The following is an 18,100-nucleotide window of genomic DNA, read 5'->3' as shown; positions in this document are numbered from 1 at the left end:
GGTTGGTGCATCCTGGCCCCCGTCAGTAGGGCAGGCCCACATAGTTCTCGGCGACCGTGACCTGGGCCGCGTGGGACCCGACGATATAGTCGATCTCGGCCCGCTGCATCCGCCGGCTGAAGGCGTCGGAGTCGGGGAAGCGGTGCGTCAGGCCGGTGAACCACCAGGAAAACCGCTCGGCCTTCCAGACCCGCGACAGCGCCTTGGCGGAATAGCCGGTGAGGCCGTCGGCGGCGCCGTTCGCATAGAAGGCGGTCAGGGCCTCCGCGAGATAGTGCACGTCCGAGGCCGCCAGGTTCAGCCCCTTGGCCCCGGTCGGCGGCACGATGTGGGCGGCGTCGCCGGCCAGGAACAGCCGGCCCCAGCTCATCGGCTCGGCGACGAAGCTGCGCAGGGGGGCGATGGACTTCTCGATGGAGGGCCCCCGCGTCATGCCCGCCGCCGCCGCGGGACCCAGGCGCAGGGCCAGTTCGTCCCAGATCCGTTCGTCGGGCCACTTGGCCAGGTCCTCGTCGACCGGCGTCTGGATATAGTAGCGGCTGCGGACGTTCGACCGCATGGAGGCCAGCGCGAAGCCCCGCTCGTGGTTCGAGTAGATCAGCTCGTGATCGCAGGGCGGCACGTCAGCCAGGATGCCCAGCCAGCCGAAGGGGTAGACCTTCTCATAGGTCCGCAGGATGTCGGCCGGGATCGAGGTGCGGCTGACCCCATGATAGCCGTCGCAGCCGGCCACGAAGTCGCAGTCCAGCCGTTGCGCCACGCCATCCTTGGCGTAGGTGACGAAGGGCGACTCGGTGTCCAGGCCGTGCAGGGCCAAGCCGTCGGCCTCGAACACCACGGGCGTTCCGCGGGCGGCGGCGGCGTCGTTGAGGTCCTTGGTGACCTCGGTCTGGCCATAGACCATCACGGTCGATCCGCCGGTCAGGCCCTTCAGGTCGATGCGGTGGATCTCGCCGTCGACGGCGAAGGCAAAGCCGTCATGGATCAGACCCTCGCGCTTCATCCGTGCATCGACCCCCACCTGCTCCAGCAGGCGCACGGCGCCCATCTCCAGCACGCCGGCGCGGATGCGGGCCTCGACATAGTCGCGGCTGCGCTGCTCCAGCACCACGCTCTCGATGCCGGCGACGTGCAGCAGTTGCTGCAGCAGGAGGCCCGCCGGACCGCCTCCGATAATGGCGACCTGGGTGCGCATCAGGCTTCGAACCTCAGGGGGACGTTGAGCGCCCCGATCTCGGGGAAGCGGGTGGGCTTGATCTCGCCGTTGACCTCGAACCGCTTGGTCCGGGCCAGCAGTTCCTCCAGCGAGACCCGCAGCTCCACCCGCGCCAGGGCCGAGCCGGCGCAGGCGTGCGGGCCCATGCCGAAGGCCAGGTGCCGGTTGATGTTGGGGCGATTGAGGATGAACTGGTCCGGGTTCTCGAACACGTCCTCGTCGCGGTTGGCCGAGGCGTAGACCAGGGCGATGGGCTCACCGGGACGGATCGTCTGGCCGCCGATCTGGACCTCCTTGTTGGCGGTCCGCGCGAAGCCCCGATAGGGCGTGTAGAGGCGCAGATACTCCTCCACCGCCGCCGGGATCAGGGAGGGGTCGGCGCGCAGCTGCGACTGCAGATCCTGATTTCGCGACAGGTGGACGGCGATGGAGCCGATCATCACCGTCGGCGCGATGATCCCCACCACCAGCACCTGGCGCACGGTGCCGATGATCAGTTCGTCGGGCAGGGGCTCGCCGTTGGCGCGGGCCGCCAGCAGGGCGCTGGTGGGGTCGATCTTCGGGTCCTGGGGGTTGGCCTTGCGCTCGGCGATCAGGTCGCGGGCCATGTCGTAGAGCTGCAGGGAGGTGACCTTGACCACGTCGTCGATCGCCGCCTGGACCGCCACATTATAGGCGCGGCCGACTTCACTGAGCGCCGCGACGCCGGCCTCCGAGAGGTTCATCCACTCGGCGAACACCCGGATCGGCAGGTGGCTGGAGAAGTCGGCGCAGATGTCGGCTGAGCCCCGCGCGATCAGCGGGTCCAGCAGGTCGACGGCGATCCGCCGCACGGTGGGTTCCAGCGCCTCGGCCTTGGCCTTGGTGAGCAGCGGGTCCAGCGCCTTGCGGTAAGGCGTGTGCTCCGGCGGGTCGAGGTGCAGGGGCGGACGCCGTCCGGTGAAGGCCACCTTGGGCACCACGTTCTGCACCGAGGTGATGAAGGTGTCGAAGGCCGACGCCGCGTTGCGGACGTCGTCATACTTGGTCAGGGCCCAGAACCCGCCCCAGGCTTGCGTGTGCGCCACCGGGCACTTGGCGCGCAGCTCCGCATAGATCGGATAGGGGCTGTCGAAGGTCTCCGGGGCCAGCGGATCGAAGTCGGATGGGCGGTCTGTCATGGCGTTTCCCCGAAGACCCCTTTGCGCAGGGCTCTCTCAAGTAGTATGTGTTGCAAACAATTTGCCGGTTCAGTGGCCCCGCGTCCAGAGCCGGTTGAAAAAAGAGGTGGGAAGCGGTGACGAAGGGGGAGGACTTGAGCGGTCAAGACGGCTGGCTGGCCCGGGATTTCATCCATCGCCAGGCGCGGACGCGGCCCGGAAAGCTGGCGGTGCAGGAACTGGCCCTCGGCCGCGCCCTGTCCTACGCCGCTCTGGAAGCCGAACTCCGGCGGTGCGAATCCTATCTGCGCGCCACGCTGAGCGGCCCCGGCGCCCGGGTGGCGATCCTGGCGCGCAATTCCATCCACCACATCACCCTCTTCTATGGCTGCCCGCGGGCGGGCGCGGTGTTCCAGCCTCTGAACTGGCGCCTGGCGGGGCCGGAACTGGCGGTCCTGCTGGAGGACGCCGCGCCGGAACTGCTGATCTATGAGGCCGAGTTCGAGGCCGAGGCGCAGACCGCCCTGGCCAAGGTTCCCGTGGCTCACGTCCTGCGCATCGCACCGGGCGAAGATCGGTTCGCCGCCGCCCTGGCCGCCGCAAAGCCCGTGGCTGAACCCGGCGCCATCGACCCCTCGGCGCCGGCCATGCTGCTCTACACCTCGGGCACCACCGGGCGGCCCAAGGGGGTGATCGTCACCCCGCGCACCGCCTTCTTCTCCGCCATGAACTACAGCCAGGTCGGCGAGCTCTGCGCCGAGCACGCCATGCTGTGCGATGTGCCGCTGTTCCATGTGGTGGGCCTGCTGGCCATCCTGCACGGCAGCTTCTTCACCGGCGGAACGGTGCATCTGTCGGACCGGTTCGCGGCCCCCCAGACCCTGCAGCGCCTCTCCGATCCGGCGCTCGGCGTCAGCCACTATTTCTGCGTCCCCCAGATGGCCCAGGCCCTGCTGGACGATCCGGGCTTCAAGGACGCCAATCTGCAGGGCCTGCGGCTGTTCACCGGCGGCGCCCCCATGCCGGCGCCCGTGACGCTCGCCTTCCTCGACGCCGGCGTCCGGCCCTCCAACGGCTACGGCATGAGCGAGAACGGCACCGTCCTGGGCGTGCCCCTGGACCCGGAGATCGCCCGGGCCAAGGTGGGGTCCGCGGGCATCGCGTCCCCCGCCATCGAGGTGCGCCTGGTGGGTCGTGACGGCGTCGATGTGAAAGCCGGAGAGCCCGGCGAGGTCTGGCTGCGCGGGCCGTCGGTCATGCCCGGCTACTGGAACCAGCCCGAGGCGACCGCCAAGACCTTCGCCCCCGGCGGCTGGTTCAAGACCGCCGACGCCGCCCGCCAGGACGAGGATGGCTACTACTTCATCGTCGACCGCTGGAAGGACATGTACATCACCGGCGGCGAGAACGTGTACCCCGCCGAGGTCGAGGCGGCCCTGGCCGAAATGCCCCTGGTGGCCGAGGCCGCCGTGGTCGGCGTGCCCGACACGCGCTGGGGGGAAGCCGGCTGCGCCTATGTCGTCCTGCGCCCCGGAAACCCCTGTGACCCCGCCGCGGTGATGGCGTGGTGCGACGGCCGGCTGGCCCGCTACAAGCGCCCCGCCCACGTCCGCTTCATCCCGGAACTGCCCCGCACCGCCTCGGGCAAGATCCAGAAAGACATCCTTCGGCGCGCCTTCGCCGACAGCCAACCGGAGTCCCTATGAGCTTTGATCGCGTCGAAATCCCCTATGGCGCCTATTGGTCGACCCCCTTCGCCAAGTGGCAGGGCTCCTTGCAGCATCTGCACGCCATGAAGTTCGCCGCCCACGTGGCCAAGGGCTGGTTGGCCGAGCGCGAGATCGATCCCAAGAGCTTCGACACCGGTGTCTTCGGCATGACCAACACCCAGTACCAGTCCTTCTACGGCGCGCCCTGGCCGCTGTACGACCTGGGCGCCACCCACACGCCGGGCCACATGATCACCCAGGTCTGCGCCACCGGCGCCCGGGTGGTGTTCGCCGGCGCCTCGGAGGTCCAGCTGGGGCTGGCCGAGCAGGCCCTGCTGATCGCCGCCGACCGCTGCTCCAATGGCCCGCACATCTACTATCCCGCCCCCAAGGGCCCCGGCGGCTATGGCCAGTCGGAGGACCAGGTCACCTACAACATGATGCATGACGCCATCGCCGGGCACTCCATGCTCGACACCGCCGAGAACGTGGCCGCCAAGTTCCAGATCACCAAGGAAGAGCAGGACGAGGTCACCCTGCGCCGCTACGCGCAGTATCAGGACGCGCTCGCCGACGACCACGCCTTCCAGCGCCGCTACATGACCCTGCCCTTCTCTGTGCCCAAGCATAACTTCAGGGGCGAGGACGCGGTGATGGCCGGCGACGAGGGCGTCTTCGCCACCACCGCCGAGGGCCTGGCCAAGCTGCGCCCCACCCAGGAGGGCGGCACGGTCACCTTCGGCAGCCAGACCCACCCGGCCGATGGCAATGTCGGCCTGATCCTCACCACGCCGGACCGCGCCCGGGAGCTCTCCAAGGACCCGGCGATCAAGGTCACCCTGCGCGGCTTTGGCCAATCGCGCGCCGACCTCAAGTTCATGCCCGAAGCCCCCATCGCCGCCAGCCAGCGCGCCCTGGACCATGCCGGGGTGAAGATCACCGACATCGCCGCCATCAAGTCCCACAACCCCTTCGCCGTGAACGACCTGGCCTTCGCCAAGGCCATGGGGATCGATGTCATGGGGATGAACAACTACGGTTGCTCGCTGATCTGGGGTCACCCCCAGGGGCCGACCGGCCTGCGCGCCATCGTCGAGCTGATCGAGGAGCTGGCCATCAAGGGCGGCGGCCTGGGCCTGTTCCAGGGCTGCGCCGCCGGCGACAGCTCCATGGCCGTGGTGGTGGAGGTCTCCGCCAGATAGTCCAATATATGGACCATAGAGACGCAGCGCCCTGCTCAGACTAGGTTTACCTCTTCATCCGGCGCCTAAACCTTGAGTCGCCGACGGAGGGGCTGATGCTGATCCTGTTGGGGGTGGCGGTTGTGGTGGCGGGCTTCGCGGCCGGCTTCAATCCGCTGCTGGTGGTGATGGTTTCGGCGGTGCTGACGGGCATGGCCGCGGGGCTGTCCCCGGTCGAGGTGCTGGCCGCCTTCGGCAAGGCCTTCAACGAGAACCGCTATGTCAGCGCCGCCCTCCTGGTGCTGCCGGTGATCGGGGTGCTGGAGCGGGCGGGCCTGCAGGAGCGGGCCCGGACCCTGATCTCCGGCTTCAAGAGCGTGACCCTGGGCCGGCTGCTGATCGGCTACCTGCTGTTCCGCCAGCTCACCGCGGCCCTCGGCCTGACCTCCATCGCCGGCCACGCCCAGACCATCCGGCCCATCGTCGCCCCCATGGCCGAGGCCGCCGCCGAGAGCGAGACCGGCGAACTGCCCGACGAGACCCGCCAGAAGGTGCGAGCCATGACCGCCGCCACCGACAACATCGGCCTCTTCTTCGGCGAGGACATCTTCCTGGCCATCGGATCGATCCTGCTGATGGTGGGGTTCCTCGCCCAGAGCGGCATCGTCATTGAGCCCCTGCAGCTGTCGATCTGGGCGATCCCCACGGCCATCGTCGCCTTCGCGATCCACTCGGTCCGCCTGGTGCTGTTCGAGCGCAAGCTGAAGGGGCCGGGCGCATGATCAAGCTCGGCGTCGTCTACCTCCTGGCGGGCCTGGTGTTCGCCGCCTTCGCGGTGCTCAGCGCCCGCGACGCCACCAATCCCAAGCGCTGGATGAACACCGGCTTCTGGGGGCTGTTCGCGGTCAGCTTCCTGGCCGGAGACTGGCTGGGGGACCTTGGCAACGGTGTCCTGGTGCTGTGCATGGCCCTGATCTCCGGCATCGGCGGCCTGGGCCGCGGCGAGTCCGACGGCTCGCCGGAGGCCCGCAAGCTGTCGGCCGAAAGGTGGGGGAACCGGCTCTTCATCCCGGCCCTGGTGATCCCGGCCACCGTCCTGATCGGGACCCTCGCCCTCCAGCACGTCTCCATCGGCGGGACGCCCCTGTTCCAGGCCAAGCAGGCGACCCTGATCTCCCTGGCGCTCGGCGCTGTCCTGGCGGTGATCACGGCGCTGGTGCTGCTGCGCCAGCCGGTGATCAGCCCGCTGCAGGAGGGCCGCCGCCTGATGGACACCGTCGGCTGGGCCGGCCTGCTGCCGCAGATGCTGGCGGCCCTGGGGGCGGTCTTCGCCCTGGCCGGCGTCGGCAAGGTGGTGGGTGATCTGGTGACCACCGCGATTCCAATGGACGGCCACCTGGCGGCGGTCGCGGTCTACTGCCTGGGCATGGCGCTGTTCACCATCATCATGGGCAACGCCTTCGCGGCCTTCCCGGTGATGACGGCGGGGGTGGGCCTGCCGTTCCTGATCGTCAAGTTCGGCGGCGATCCGGCCGTGGTCTGCGCCATCGGCATGCTGTCGGGGTTCTGCGGCACCCTGATGACGCCGCTGGCGGCCAACTTCAACATCGTGCCCGCCGCCCTGTTGGAGCTGAAGGACCGCCACGCGGTCATCCGCGCCCAGATCCCCACGGCGGCGCCCCTGCTGCTGGCCAACATGGTGCTGATGTATGTCCTCGCCTTCCGCTGAGCTGACGCCGGAGATTGCGTCGCGTTTCGCCCGCATCGCCCTGGGCCATGTCGCCCGCGAATATCCCAACAAGATGGACCACGTCCTGGATGGGCCGGGTGACGCGGTGGGCCCCCGCGACCTGCATCCGATCTTCTTCGGCAGCTTCGACTGGCACTCCTGCGTCCACGGCTACTGGACGCTGGCCACCGTGCGGCGGCTGCATCCCGAGATCCCCGAGGCGGCCGCCATCGACGACCTGTTCGCCGGGGCCTTCACGGCGGAGAAGGTGGAGGCCGAGCGCGCCTATCTGGATCGCGCCTCCAGCCGCGGTTTCGAACGCCCCTACGGCTGGGCCTGGCTGCTGATGCTGCAGGCAGAACTCATGCGCCACGACGGCCAGACCTGGGCCCGGCGGCTGGCGCCCCTGGCGCAGGCCTTCGCCGAACGGTTCCGCAGCTACCTGCCCAAGGCCACCTATCCGGTGCGCACCGGGGTCCACAGCTCCACGGCCTTCGCCCTGGCCCTGGCCGCCGACTATGCGAAGGGCGTGGAGGACGCCGGCCTCGAAGGTCTGCTGCGGGAGACCGCCAGGGCCTGGTACATCGGCGACCGCGACGCCGCGGCCTGGGAGCCCTCCGGCGACGACTTCCTGTCGCCGACCCTGATGGAGGCCGAGGCCATGCGCCGGCTGCTGCCGGTGGCGGAGTTTCAATCGTGGTTCGCGGCCTTCCTGCCCCGGGCCGCCGAGGGCCTGCCCGCCAGCCTGTTCACGCCAGCCACGGTCAGCGACCGCAGCGACGGCAAGATCGCCCACCTGGATGGCCTCAACCTCAGCCGCGCCTGGTGCTGGCGGGCGATTTCGCAAAGCCTCGCGCCCGGAGATCCGCTGCGTGCCGTGGCCCATGCGGCGGCAGACCACCACCTGGCGGCCAGCCTGCCCCACGTGGCCGGCGACTATATGGGTGAACACTGGCTGGCCAGCTTCGCCCTGCTGGCGCTGAGCGCCTGATCAGACCTGCTTGTGGATCCGGCTCAGCGCCGCCACCAGGGTCTTCAGTTCGGCGGCGGTGAAGCGGGCCTTGAAGCCGCGCTCGTGCTCATCGATCGCCTGCTTGGCGGCGGCCAGCATCTTCTCGCCGTCCTCGGTGAGATAGAGTTCCTGGCGGCGGCGATCCTCGGTGGACCGGCGGCGGATCAGGAAGCCGCGCTGCTCCAGGCGGTCGATCATGGCCATCATGGTGGCGCGGTCCGTGCCCAGGGTGGCGGCCAGGTCCACCTGGCTGACGCCCTTGTTGGCGCCGATCAGCTGCAGCGTCGCGCACTGCTTCTGGGTCAGGTCCAGGCCGGCCAGAGCGCTGGTGAAGTCCCGATAGACGGCCACGTGAGCCAGGCGGAGGTGGAAGCCCAGCAGGTTCGGAAGGCCGTCCAGGTCGAGCTTGCCATCGTTGGCCAGGCCCGACTCGGCCGCGAGAAGGTCGATATCGCTCATGCCCCAACGATACCGGGCAAACGACGTAGGACAAACGATTGTTTGCAGTGCAGCGTCGCAGGGCCGCAGGCGCCCGGATCTGGCCTCGGCGTGTAAGTCTCACAGCCGACAGACAAAACGAGATCACGACACTGCTCAATATCGAGCGTACAGGTTGCTGGGTTGGCCTGCCTACGCGGCCAAACGCAAAGAATCCTGGCGTTCGGGATCGGACATGTTTCCGCCCATGCCGACCTCCCTGCAGGGAATCGAAGACGCACAGACCCTCGCCCAGGCGATTGTCGACACGATCCATGAGCCCCTGCTGGTCCTGGACGCGCAGTTCCACGTGCTGGCGGCCAGCCGCTCCTTCTACGCCACCTTCCAGGTTGACCCCGAGCACACCATGGGCCGGCCGCTCTACTCGCTGGGCGACGGGCAGTGGAACATCCCGGCCCTGCGCCTGCTGCTGGAGACCATCATCCCCGAGCGCACGTCGATGGACGGGTTCGAGGTGGAGCACGACTTCCCGGGGCTCGGGGCCCGCACCATGCTGCTGAACGCCCGCAAAGTGATCTATGAGCGCAGCGCCAACACCACCATCCTGCTGGCCTTCACCGACATCACCGCCCGGCGGGTGATCGAGCGGGAGAGGGAGGAACTGCTCGAACGCACGGAGGAGCTTCTGACCCAACAGCAGACCCTGTTGCAGGAGATGCAGCACCGGGTCGCCAACAGCCTGCAGATCATCGCCAGCATCCTCATGATCAAGGCCCGCGCCGTCGCCTCCGAGGAAACGCGCCAGCACCTTCGCGACGCCCACCAGCGGGTGATGTCGGTGGCCGAAGTCCAGGCTCACCTCCACGCCTCGGGCGGCGTCGACAGGATCGAGGTGGGCGGCTACCTCACCAAGCTCTGCGGTAGCTTGGCCAAGTCGATGATCGGCGAGGATCAGCCCATCGAGCTCAAGGTTGTCGCAGACCATAGCCAGATCGGGTCGGACAAGGCCGTCAGCATCGGCCTGATCGTCACCGAGTTGATGATCAACGCCGTGAAATACGCCTTTCCGACGCCCAGAGGCGACGCTCGTGTGCTGATCACCTTCTTCGGCGGCGAAGACGACAGCTGGAGCCTGACGGTTGCCGACAACGGGATCGGCAAGATCGCCGACCTGTCGCCGAGCAAGCACGGCGGCCTGGGCACGGTGATCGTCGACGCCCTGGTCAAGCAATTGGGCGCCACGATGAAGGTTCAGTCGGTCAACGGCGTGACCGTCTCCATCGACCACGCCGCCACGGCTCTTCTTCCGCAGGCAGCCTGACCTCCTTACTTCTGGCGGGCGTCATAGGCCTCGAAGCTGCCGCCCTCGCGGGCCAGCTTCACCAGCAGGTCGGCGGGCTTCCAGTAGTGGCCGAGCAGCTTGTGATAGTGCTCCACCCGCTCCAACACATGAGCGAGGCCCAGCGTGTCACCGAAGAACATCGGGCCGCCCAGATGGCGCGGGAAGCCGTAGCCGGAGGTCCAGACCACGTCGATGTCCTTGGCCCGGTAGGCGATGCCCTCGTCCAGCAGCTGGGCGCCGACATTCACCAGGGGCAGCATGCAGCGCTCCTGGATCTCGGCGTCGGCGATCTGGCGCGGCGCGATCTTCCGGTCGGCGGCCAGCTGGGCGATCAGCGCCTCGGTGGCCGGGTTGGGATGGGCGGTGCGGTCGCCTGGGTGATAGAGGAACACGCCCTCCCCGGTCTTCTGACCGAACTTGCCCTGGGAGGCGAGCGCGTCGGACACCGCGAAGTAGGGATCGGGCCGGGTCTGGTGCTTGAACAGCTCCTCGCGGACCTTGTAGCCGACGTCCACCCCGGCCATGTCGTTGACCTTGTTGGGACCCATGGCGAAGCCCAGGGCCTCGACAGCGGAGTCGATCTGCGCCGCGCCGGCCCCCTCCAGCAGCAGTTGCTCGGCCTCGCGGAAATAGCCCTCCTGCATCATCCGGTTGCCGATGAAGCCGAAGGCGTCGCCTGAGACCACCCCGATCTTCTTCAGCTTGCGCGCGATCTCCAGGCTGGTGACCAGGGTCTGGGACGAGGTCTTGCCCCCCCGCACGATCTCCAGCAGCCGCATGACGTGGGCCGGCGAGAAGAAGTGCAGGCCCACCACCTTTTCCGGACGGCCGGTGACGGAGGCCAGCTCGGTCACCGACAGGGTCGAGGTGTTGGAACCGAGAATGGTGTGGGGCGGGGTGACCTTGTCGAGCTCGGCGAGGATCTTCTTCTTGAGGTCCATGTCCTCGAACACCGCCTCAATCACCACGTCGGCGTTCCGGGCATGCTCCAGGCCCACGGCGCCGGTGATCAGGCCCATGCGCTGTTCGAGTTCGGCCGGCGTCATGCGGCCGCGCTGGACGGTGACCTCATAGTTGGCGCGAACCACACCAAGCCCGCGGTCGAGAGCTTCCTGGCTGACGTCGATCAGCACGGTGGGAACGCCCGAATTGGCCAGGCTCATGGCGATGCCGCCGCCCATGGTGCCGGCCCCGACCACGGCGGCGGCGCGAATGGCTTCCGGCTCCATGGCCGGCAGGCCGGGGATCTTCCCCACTTCGCGCTCGGCGAAGAAGATGTGGCGCAGGGCCAGGCCCTCACGGTCCTTCAGCGAGGCCTGGGAGATGACGTCCTCGGCCTTCAGGCCCTCGGCCAGCGCCAGCTTCGTCGAGGCCTTGATGGCCTCCAGGGTGCGGAACTGGGTCGTGCGGCCCTTCAGCGCCCGGGCCTGGCTGGCGAGGTAGGCCTCGATCTCGGGGTCGGAGAAGCCCGCCGTGTCCACCGCGCGGTCGCCGGTGCGCCGAACCGGCGCGCCCGCGTCGGCGAGCGTCTGGGCGTAGGCCAGGCCACCCTCGATGGGCGAGCCCTCGACAATGGCGTCGATGACCCCCAGGTCCTTGGCCTTGCCGGCGTCGATGGGAGCGCCGGCGATCATCATCTCCAGGGCCGCCCGCGCGCCGATCAGGCGCGGCATGCGCTGGGTCCCGCCGGCGCCGGGGACGATGCCGAGGGTGATCTCCGGCATGCCCATGCGGGCCTCAGTCACCGCCACCCGGTAGTGGCAGGCCAGCGCCGTCTCCAGTCCGCCGCCCATGGCCGTGCCGTGCAGGACGGCCACCACCGGCTTGGGCGAGGCCTCCAACCGGTCCAGGGTGTCGTAATAGGTCGGCGCCTCGATGGCCCCGTTCAGTTCGTTGAGATCGGCGCCGGACAGGAAGGTGCGGCCGGCGCAGGCCAGCAGGATCACCTTGACCGCCGGAGAGGCCAGCGCCTGGTCCAGCGCCTTGCAGACCCCATCGCGAACCGTCACGTCGATGGCGTTGACCGGCGGACGATCGATGACGATCACGCCGACGTCGCCACGGACGTCGAAGCTGACGGTGCTGCTCATGGAGGCTCCCCAGGGTCGCTTATTGTAAGTTAGGCAAATGGTTTCTACTACTGCCTAACATTGCGGCGCGGGGCCTAGCAAGCCTTGACGGGCGTCCCTTGCGCGATCACCGCGCGGGCCCTGCGATAGATGGCCTCGCCGGGCGCGCCGTACTCCGCCAGCCGCCGGGCGTTCTTGAGGGCCTCGGCGTCATAGGCGGCGTCGAAGCGCGCCTGCTCGGCCGGATCGACCGTGAGGATGGACATCCCCTCGGCCTTGGCCATGGCCATGCCCTCGGTCTCGGCCTTGCGGACCTCATGGGCCAGCGCCGCCTCCCAGACCGGGATCGCCTCGGTCAGAATTCGCCGCAGATCTGGGCTCAGCGAGTTCCAGCGGGTGTCGGACATGGCCCGGGCCGGATAGGCCCCGCGGGCCACCTGCAGCAGCGACAGGTGGCGGGCCACCTCGTTGAAGTGCAGCGACTTCACCGCGTCGGCGGGCGCCACGACCCCGTCCACCACGCCCTTGGAGATGGCGGAATAGACCTCCCCCATCGGCATGGTCACCACGTCGACGCCTAAGGACTGCAGCACCGGGGTCAGTTCGCTGGGCGCGCGCAGGCGCAGGCCGCGCAGGTCGGCCAGGCCGCGCACCGGCTTGTCGCGGGTCAGCACGTTGGGCAGGTTGCCGCCCTGGATCGCCAGCACATGAACCCCGGCCATCTCCTCGCCGAAGATCGGGAAGGCCTTCTCCATGCAGCGATAGACCGCCACCTGATCCTCGATGGTGGTGACCCCGCCGTAGAAGCCCGCCTGGGTCTTCATGACGTGCATGCCCGAGCGCATGTAGATCGGCGTGATCAGGGCGATGTCGGCCACCCCGTGGCGCAGCTCGATGACGCTCTGGTCGGAGCTGATCAGCGCCCCGCCCCAGAAGGGCTGGACCTGCAGCCGCCCGCCGGAGACCCTCTCCACATGCCTGATCCAGGCGATATCGGCGCGGCTGAAGGGATGGTTGGGGGAGTAGGGCGAGGCGTAGCGCAGCACCTCGACCCCGGCGGGGGACGCGGCCGGCGCGCAGGCGGCGAGCAAGAGGAGCGCGGCGGCCACGCCGATCAGCTTCCAGGCCCTCATCGCATTCCCTCCAGGCGCGCGGTTGGCCCGCGTCGGTCGATCTAATTTGGTTCAAGTCTCAATCGTTTGCAAATTAAACAATACGTGGCTAATCACCAATAACGACAGAGACGTGCGGGAGCGTAGCAGGATGGCCGGGCCTTTGGCGGGAATGACCGTGGTGGATCTCACCCACGTCATGGCCGGCCCCTTCTGCACCCACGTGCTGGGCCTGCTGGGCGCGGAGATCATCAAGATCGAGCGCCCCGGCGAGGGTGACGTGTTCCGCCACTATGACCGCCGCCCCGAGTTCGTCGGCATGGCGCCGGCCTTCCAGACCGTCAATGTCGGCAAGAAGTCCATCACCCTGGATCTGAAGAACCCCCAGGCCGTCCAGGTGGTCCTGGACCTGATCGCCAAGGCCGACATCCTGGTGGAGAACTACCGGCCCGGCGTCCTGGCCAAGCTGGGGCTTGGCTATGAGCACGCCAAGGCCGCCAATCCCGAGCTGATCTATTGCTCGCTGTCAGGCTACGGCCAAACCGGCCCCATGCGCGACAACCCGGCCTATGACCACATCGTCCAGGCAGTCTGCGGGGTCATGTCCCTGACCGGCGATCCCGAGGGCGACATCGCCAAGGTCGGCTTCCCGATGATCGACACCTTCACCGGCTATGCGGGCGCCTTCGCCTGTCTGTCGGCGGTCCTGCAGCGGCTGCGGTTCGGGGGCGGCGGCCGCCACCTGGACGTGGCCATGCTGGATTCCTCCCTGATCCTGATGATCTCGATGATCGGCCCCTATCTGATCGCCGGGGACCAGCCGGCCCGGGTTGGCAACCGCGGCTTCAACGCCAGCCCGACGGCCGCCACCTTCCAGGCCAGCGACGGCCCCCTGCTGCTGGGCGCCAACACCCAAAGGCAGTTCGAGAAGATGTGCGCCGTTCTGGGCTGCGGCGAGCTCATCGCCGATCCCCGCTTCGCCGATCCCAATGTCCGCATCGACAACGAGCAGGCCCTGATGGCGATCCTCCATCCGCTGTTCGCCGGCCGCACGGCGGAGGCCTGGGAACTGGCCTTCAACGCCGCCGACGTGCCGGCCGGGGCGGTGCGCACCGTGCCGCAGATCGCCGACACCCCCCACGTGGCCAGCCGGGGTCTGCGCGCGGCCTTCGACCTGCCCGGCACGGACCGCCAGGCCGCCACGCTCAATCTCGGTTTCGACCTGGGCCGGCCCGAAGGCGACCGCGTCGCCCCACCCCCGACGCTGGGCCAGCATACCGACGAGATTCTCAAGGGGCTGGGCTACGACTCAGCCCGAATCTCCGCCCTGAAAGCCGGCGGCGCGGTCTAGCGCGCAGCAAAACGCCGCCCGCATGACACGGGCGGCGCTGGGTTGTTGTTGGGCGCCTACTTCTTCTTGGCGGCCTGGACCTCGATCTCGGCCAGCATGCCCGGCGCCACCAGGGCGGCGACCTGCATGGTCACCCGGGCCGGCTTGTTGGGCTGCTCGGCCGTGCCGAAGAACTGCTTGTAGCCCTCCATCATGCCGGCGAAGTCCATGCCGCCGCCCTTGGCCGGGTCGCCCACCAGATAGACGCGCATCATCACCACGTCGCCCATGGTGTAGCCCTGGCCCTTCAGGACCTCCTCGATGCGCTTCATGACGCCGATGGTCTGGGTCTTGGTGTCGCCGAACTGCACCGGGGTCCCGGCGGGCGCGCCGGCGTTCAGCGGCGGCGGGGTCATGCCGCTGACATAGAAGATGTCATAGCCGGCCGGCACGACCGCGCCCTGCAGGATGGCGGAGGTGGGGGCGCCCACCCGAACGATGCCGTCGGCGGCGGCGGCAGGCGCGGCGGCGGCGGCCAACACGGGCAGGAGGGCGGCCAGGATCAGTCTGCGCATCGGGAGGTCTTCCTTCATGTGGGCGCCGGCGGTCGGCGAGGCATCTCCACCTTGGGTCAGGCGGGCGGGGATGTTCAAGCCATGCCGTTCGCGCCGCCGCGCGCTCCGACGGCGCCGACGAGGCCATATCGCCCGAAAATCGTCCTGACTGATTAATCTGCGGGCGCCCAGCGCCCAGTTCTCTGGCAGTCATCGCGAGATGAGACGACCACTCACCATGTCTCCGACGAGTCGATGATCGGACGAATTGGGGACTTGCCCAATGTCATGCCCGATTATCGCGCACCTCCTGCGTCGAACACCCACACTTTGACGACATTACGACGCCATCGCTTCGTCGCGTTGACATGAAAAAGGATTCGTGTGGACCTCTTACTATCTGGTCAATGGTTCTGAAGACGTTTCAGGGGTTTTTTTCCAGCGAATAATAAGAAACCAGCAACAGGTAGGAAATGGACGGGTCGAGCGATCTCAACTTTCGCGCGAGTTCATCGTATGAGTGCCTATCTCATAGCTTATCACTCTGATGTGGCCATACAGGCCAGGCGTCTCGCGGCCTTCTACGCGGATATTGAGTAAAAAATCCAACATTTCTGGACGAATACCTGGGACTAAGGGCCACAGCCCATCCCTGGATCGTCCGTCAACATCCCGCCGCCTGAGCACAGAGGCGCGCGGGGAACCTTGCGGCCGCTTTGCGCCGTGACTGATGAGGGGGCCTACCAAGATGAAATCCACCACCCGCAACGCATGGCTGGCGAGCGTCTCGCTCGCCTCCGTATTGATCGCAGGGGCCGCCTCGGCCCAGACCCTGGCCGCTGCTGCGGCCGAGGTCGATGAAGTCATTGTCACCGGCACGCGCCAGACCGGCCTGAAGGTCGAAGACAGCGCCGCCCCGGTCCAGGTGGTCGACACCGCCGCCCTCACCCGCACCGGCCAGACCGACCTGCGGGTCGGCCTCGCGAACCTGGTGCCATCCTTCAACGCCCAGGCCTTCGGCGGCGACACGGCCAACCTGACCCTGTCGGCGCGCCTTCGCGGCCTCTCGCCCAACCACGCCCTGGTGCTGATCAACGGCAAGCGCCGGCACACCACCGCCAATTTCGCCGTCCTGTCCGGCGCCTATCAGGGCGCGGCGGCCACCGACCTCAGCTTCATCCCCATGGCCTCCATCGGCCGGATCGAAGTCCTGACCGACGGCGCGGCGGCCCAGTACGGCACCGACGCCATCGCCGGCGTCATCAACGTCATCCTCAAGAAGAACAGCGAAGGCGGCTCCATCTCGGCCACCGGCGGCGAGTACATGGACGAAGGTGGCAAGACGGCCGCCGTCTCCTTCAACATCGGTGTCGCGCCCACCGAGAACAGCTACCTGAACCTGACCGCCGAGACGAAGTACCACGGCTTCAGCAACCGCGGCCTGGCTGACCAGCGCTCGGCCAATCCGGCCAGCCCGTCCTACTCGGCCGCCCACTTCGCCTATGAAAGCACCCTGCCGGGCTTCCCTAACTTCAACCTGATCTCCGGCGACGCCGAATACCGCCTCAGCAACCTGGGCTACAACGGCGGCGTCTCGGTCACCGACGACCTCGAGATCTACTCCTTCGGCTCCTACGGCCATAAGGACGCCTCGGCCTACGAGAACTACCGCCGCTACAACCGCGTCCAGGGCAAGCAGGGCGCGGCCGACCGGCCCTACCCCGCCGGCTTCAGCCCGCGTGAGCGCATCATCGAAGACGACTATGCCGGCACCCTCGGCATCTCCGGCGCCGTCGGCGGCTGGAACTTCGACCTGAGCTCCACCTACGGCGTCGACGAGATCGAGGTCCGCGTCGAGGACTCCATCAACGCCAGCCTCTACGCCGACACCTCGACCCTGACCGCCAAGGGCTTCTCGCCCACCTCGTTCCACGCCGGTTCCTGGACCACCACCCAGCTGACCAACAACCTCGACCTCTCCAAAGAGTTCGAGGTCGGCCTGGCGACCCCCCTGGCCGCGGCCTTCGGCTTCGAGAACCGCCACGAAACCTACGAGATCGGCGCCGGTGAACCCGCCTCGCGCTACAAGGAAGGCTCGCAGTCCTATCCCGGCTTCGCGCTCACCGATGCCGGCAAGCACAGCCGTGACAGCTGGGCGGTCTATGCCGACCTGGCGGTCTCGCCTGTCGAGGCCCTGCAGCTCGACGTCGCAGTCCGTTATGAGCACTTCAGCGACTTCGGTGAAACCACCGTCGCCAAGCTGACCGGCCGTTACGACTTCAACGACTATATCGCGGTTCGCGGGACGGCCAGCACCGGCTTCCGCGCGCCGACCCTGGCGGAATCCTTCTATTCGGCCACCAACGTGTCCCCGACCTCGGCCTTCGTGCAGCTGGCGCCCAACTCGCCTGCCGCTCGTCTGCTGGGCATCGACGCCCTGAAGCCGGAAGAATCCACCAACTACAGCGTCGGCATCGTGGCCCACCCGATCCCGGCCATGACCCTGACCTTGGACGCCTACCAGATCGAACTGACCGACCGCATCTTCGGCTCCAGCTCGCTCTACGGCACCCGCGGCGGGGTCCTGGCCTCTCCCCAGGTGCTGGCGGCGATCATCGCCAACGGCAATGTGCTTGACCCCACCGTCACCACCACCGGGATCAACATCTTCTCGAACGGCCTCGACACCCGCTCGCGCGGCGTCGACCTGGTGATCTCCTACCCGACCGACCTGGGCGACTATGGCCGGATCGATTGGAGCCTCAGCGGCAACTACAACACCACCAAGGTCACCAAGGTGAAGGCGCCGCCTGCGCCGCTCACCACACCCAGCGTCCCGTATCCGAGCGGACAGAGCCTGTTCGCCGGCAACGCCCGATCGCTGCTGGAAACCGCCTCGCCCAAGTTCAAGCTTGGCCTGAACGCGCTCTACAGCTTCGGCGCTCTGACGGTGAACCTGACCGAGACCGTCTATGGAAAATCCTCGGCGTTGGCCGACCCCGGCACGGGTCCGCTGCTGCAGACCTCCATCGGCTCGACGGCGATCACCGATCTGGAAGTCTCCTACAAGTTCCTCGACGCGGTCACCGTCTCGATCGGGGCCAACAACCTGTTCAACAAGTACCCGGACAAGTTGTCGGCCCAGTACCAGGCCGCCTGCGTGGCCTCCGGCGGCGGTTGCGTGGCGCAATACCCCACCTACTCCCCCTTCGGCATCAACGGCGGCTACTACTACGGCCGGGTGACCTACGCCTTCTAACCAAGACGTT

14 protein-coding genes are annotated in these 18,100 nt (G+C 67.9%); 8 read left to right on the top strand and 6 right to left on the bottom strand.

The window, feature by feature from the left end; genetic code table 11:
• Positions 1-22 precede the first annotated feature (22 nt).
• Positions 23-1,195 (bottom strand): 4-hydroxybenzoate 3-monooxygenase, encoded by a 1,173-nt coding sequence (pobA, locus tag Q7J39_RS10445; RefSeq protein WP_304823981.1) that lies wholly within the window; start codon positions 1,193-1,195, stop codon positions 23-25.
• Positions 1,195-2,376: a cytochrome P450 gene (locus Q7J39_RS10440; RefSeq protein WP_304823978.1), complete on the bottom strand. Its 1,182-nt coding sequence runs from the start codon at positions 2,374-2,376 to the stop codon at positions 1,195-1,197. The genes pobA and Q7J39_RS10440 overlap by 1 nt, the downstream gene beginning before the upstream one ends.
• A gap of 134 nt (positions 2,377-2,510) precedes the next feature.
• Between Q7J39_RS10440 and Q7J39_RS10435 the strand changes: the two genes are divergently transcribed.
• The 5 genes from Q7J39_RS10435 (at position 2,511) to Q7J39_RS10415 (ending at position 7,965) form a co-directional block, all read left to right on the top strand.
• Positions 2,511-4,061, top strand: a complete 1,551-nt coding sequence (locus Q7J39_RS10435; protein WP_304823975.1) for an AMP-binding protein — start codon at positions 2,511-2,513, stop codon at positions 4,059-4,061.
• Complete coding sequence (locus Q7J39_RS10430) at positions 4,058-5,266, top strand: thiolase family protein (protein WP_304823972.1); 1,209 nt, start codon at positions 4,058-4,060, stop codon at positions 5,264-5,266. The genes Q7J39_RS10435 and Q7J39_RS10430 overlap by 4 nt, the downstream gene beginning before the upstream one ends.
• Positions 5,267-5,361: 95 nt before the next feature.
• Complete coding sequence (locus tag Q7J39_RS10425; protein WP_304823969.1) at positions 5,362-6,027, top strand: DUF969 domain-containing protein; 666 nt, start codon at positions 5,362-5,364, stop codon at positions 6,025-6,027.
• A complete protein-coding gene (locus tag Q7J39_RS10420) occupies positions 6,024-6,974 on the top strand; it encodes a DUF979 domain-containing protein (RefSeq protein WP_304823965.1) in 951 nt (316 codons plus the stop codon). Before Q7J39_RS10425 ends, Q7J39_RS10420 begins: the two co-directional genes overlap by 4 nt.
• Complete coding sequence (locus Q7J39_RS10415; RefSeq protein ID WP_304823962.1) at positions 6,955-7,965, top strand: DUF2891 domain-containing protein; 1,011 nt, start codon at positions 6,955-6,957, stop codon at positions 7,963-7,965. The genes Q7J39_RS10420 and Q7J39_RS10415 overlap by 20 nt, the downstream gene beginning before the upstream one ends.
• Here the strand turns inward: Q7J39_RS10415 and Q7J39_RS10410 are convergent, their stop codons facing one another.
• A complete protein-coding gene (locus Q7J39_RS10410) occupies positions 7,966-8,445 on the bottom strand; it encodes a MarR family winged helix-turn-helix transcriptional regulator (protein ID WP_304823959.1) in 480 nt (159 codons plus the stop codon).
• Positions 8,446-8,659: 214 nt separating this feature from the next.
• On the opposite strand from Q7J39_RS10410, the gene Q7J39_RS10405 reads away from it, so the two are divergent.
• The gene (locus tag Q7J39_RS10405; protein ID WP_304823956.1) at positions 8,660-9,745 is read left to right on the top strand and encodes a histidine kinase dimerization/phosphoacceptor domain -containing protein; all 1,086 of its coding nucleotides are present in this window, start codon (positions 8,660-8,662) and stop codon (positions 9,743-9,745) included.
• 5 nt (positions 9,746-9,750) lie between these two features.
• On the opposite strand, the gene Q7J39_RS10400 is transcribed toward Q7J39_RS10405, so the two are convergent.
• Together Q7J39_RS10400 and dctP are read right to left on the bottom strand one after the other, a co-directional pair.
• The gene (locus Q7J39_RS10400) at positions 9,751-11,856 is read right to left on the bottom strand and encodes a 3-hydroxyacyl-CoA dehydrogenase NAD-binding domain-containing protein (protein WP_304823953.1); all 2,106 of its coding nucleotides are present in this window, start codon (positions 11,854-11,856) and stop codon (positions 9,751-9,753) included.
• A gap of 74 nt (positions 11,857-11,930) precedes the next feature.
• A complete protein-coding gene (gene dctP, locus Q7J39_RS10395) occupies positions 11,931-12,968 on the bottom strand; it encodes a TRAP transporter substrate-binding protein DctP (RefSeq protein WP_304823950.1) in 1,038 nt (345 codons plus the stop codon).
• Between the two features lie 130 nt (positions 12,969-13,098).
• Between dctP and Q7J39_RS10390 the strand changes: the two genes are divergently transcribed.
• Positions 13,099-14,298, top strand: coding sequence for a CaiB/BaiF CoA-transferase family protein (locus tag Q7J39_RS10390; RefSeq protein WP_304823947.1), 1,200 nt, complete (start codon positions 13,099-13,101; stop codon positions 14,296-14,298).
• Positions 14,299-14,354: 56 nt separating this feature from the next.
• Here Q7J39_RS10390 and Q7J39_RS10385 read toward each other — a convergent pair whose 3' ends face one another.
• On the bottom strand, positions 14,355-14,852 hold the full coding sequence (locus Q7J39_RS10385) for a RidA family protein (RefSeq protein WP_304823944.1): 498 nt from the start codon (positions 14,850-14,852) through the stop codon (positions 14,355-14,357).
• A gap of 727 nt (positions 14,853-15,579) precedes the next feature.
• Between Q7J39_RS10385 and Q7J39_RS10380 the strand changes: the two genes are divergently transcribed.
• Entirely contained in the window at positions 15,580-18,090 is a 2,511-nt protein-coding gene (locus Q7J39_RS10380; protein ID WP_304823942.1) for a TonB-dependent siderophore receptor, read from the top strand.
• Positions 18,091-18,100: the final 10 nt, after the last annotated feature.

It is taken from the genome of Phenylobacterium sp., assembly GCF_030651185.1.
Taxonomy (GTDB): Bacteria; Pseudomonadota; Alphaproteobacteria; order Caulobacterales; family Caulobacteraceae; genus Phenylobacterium.
Note: the sequence above shows the minus strand (reverse complement) of the source record. Positions and strands in the feature narration are given on the sequence as shown.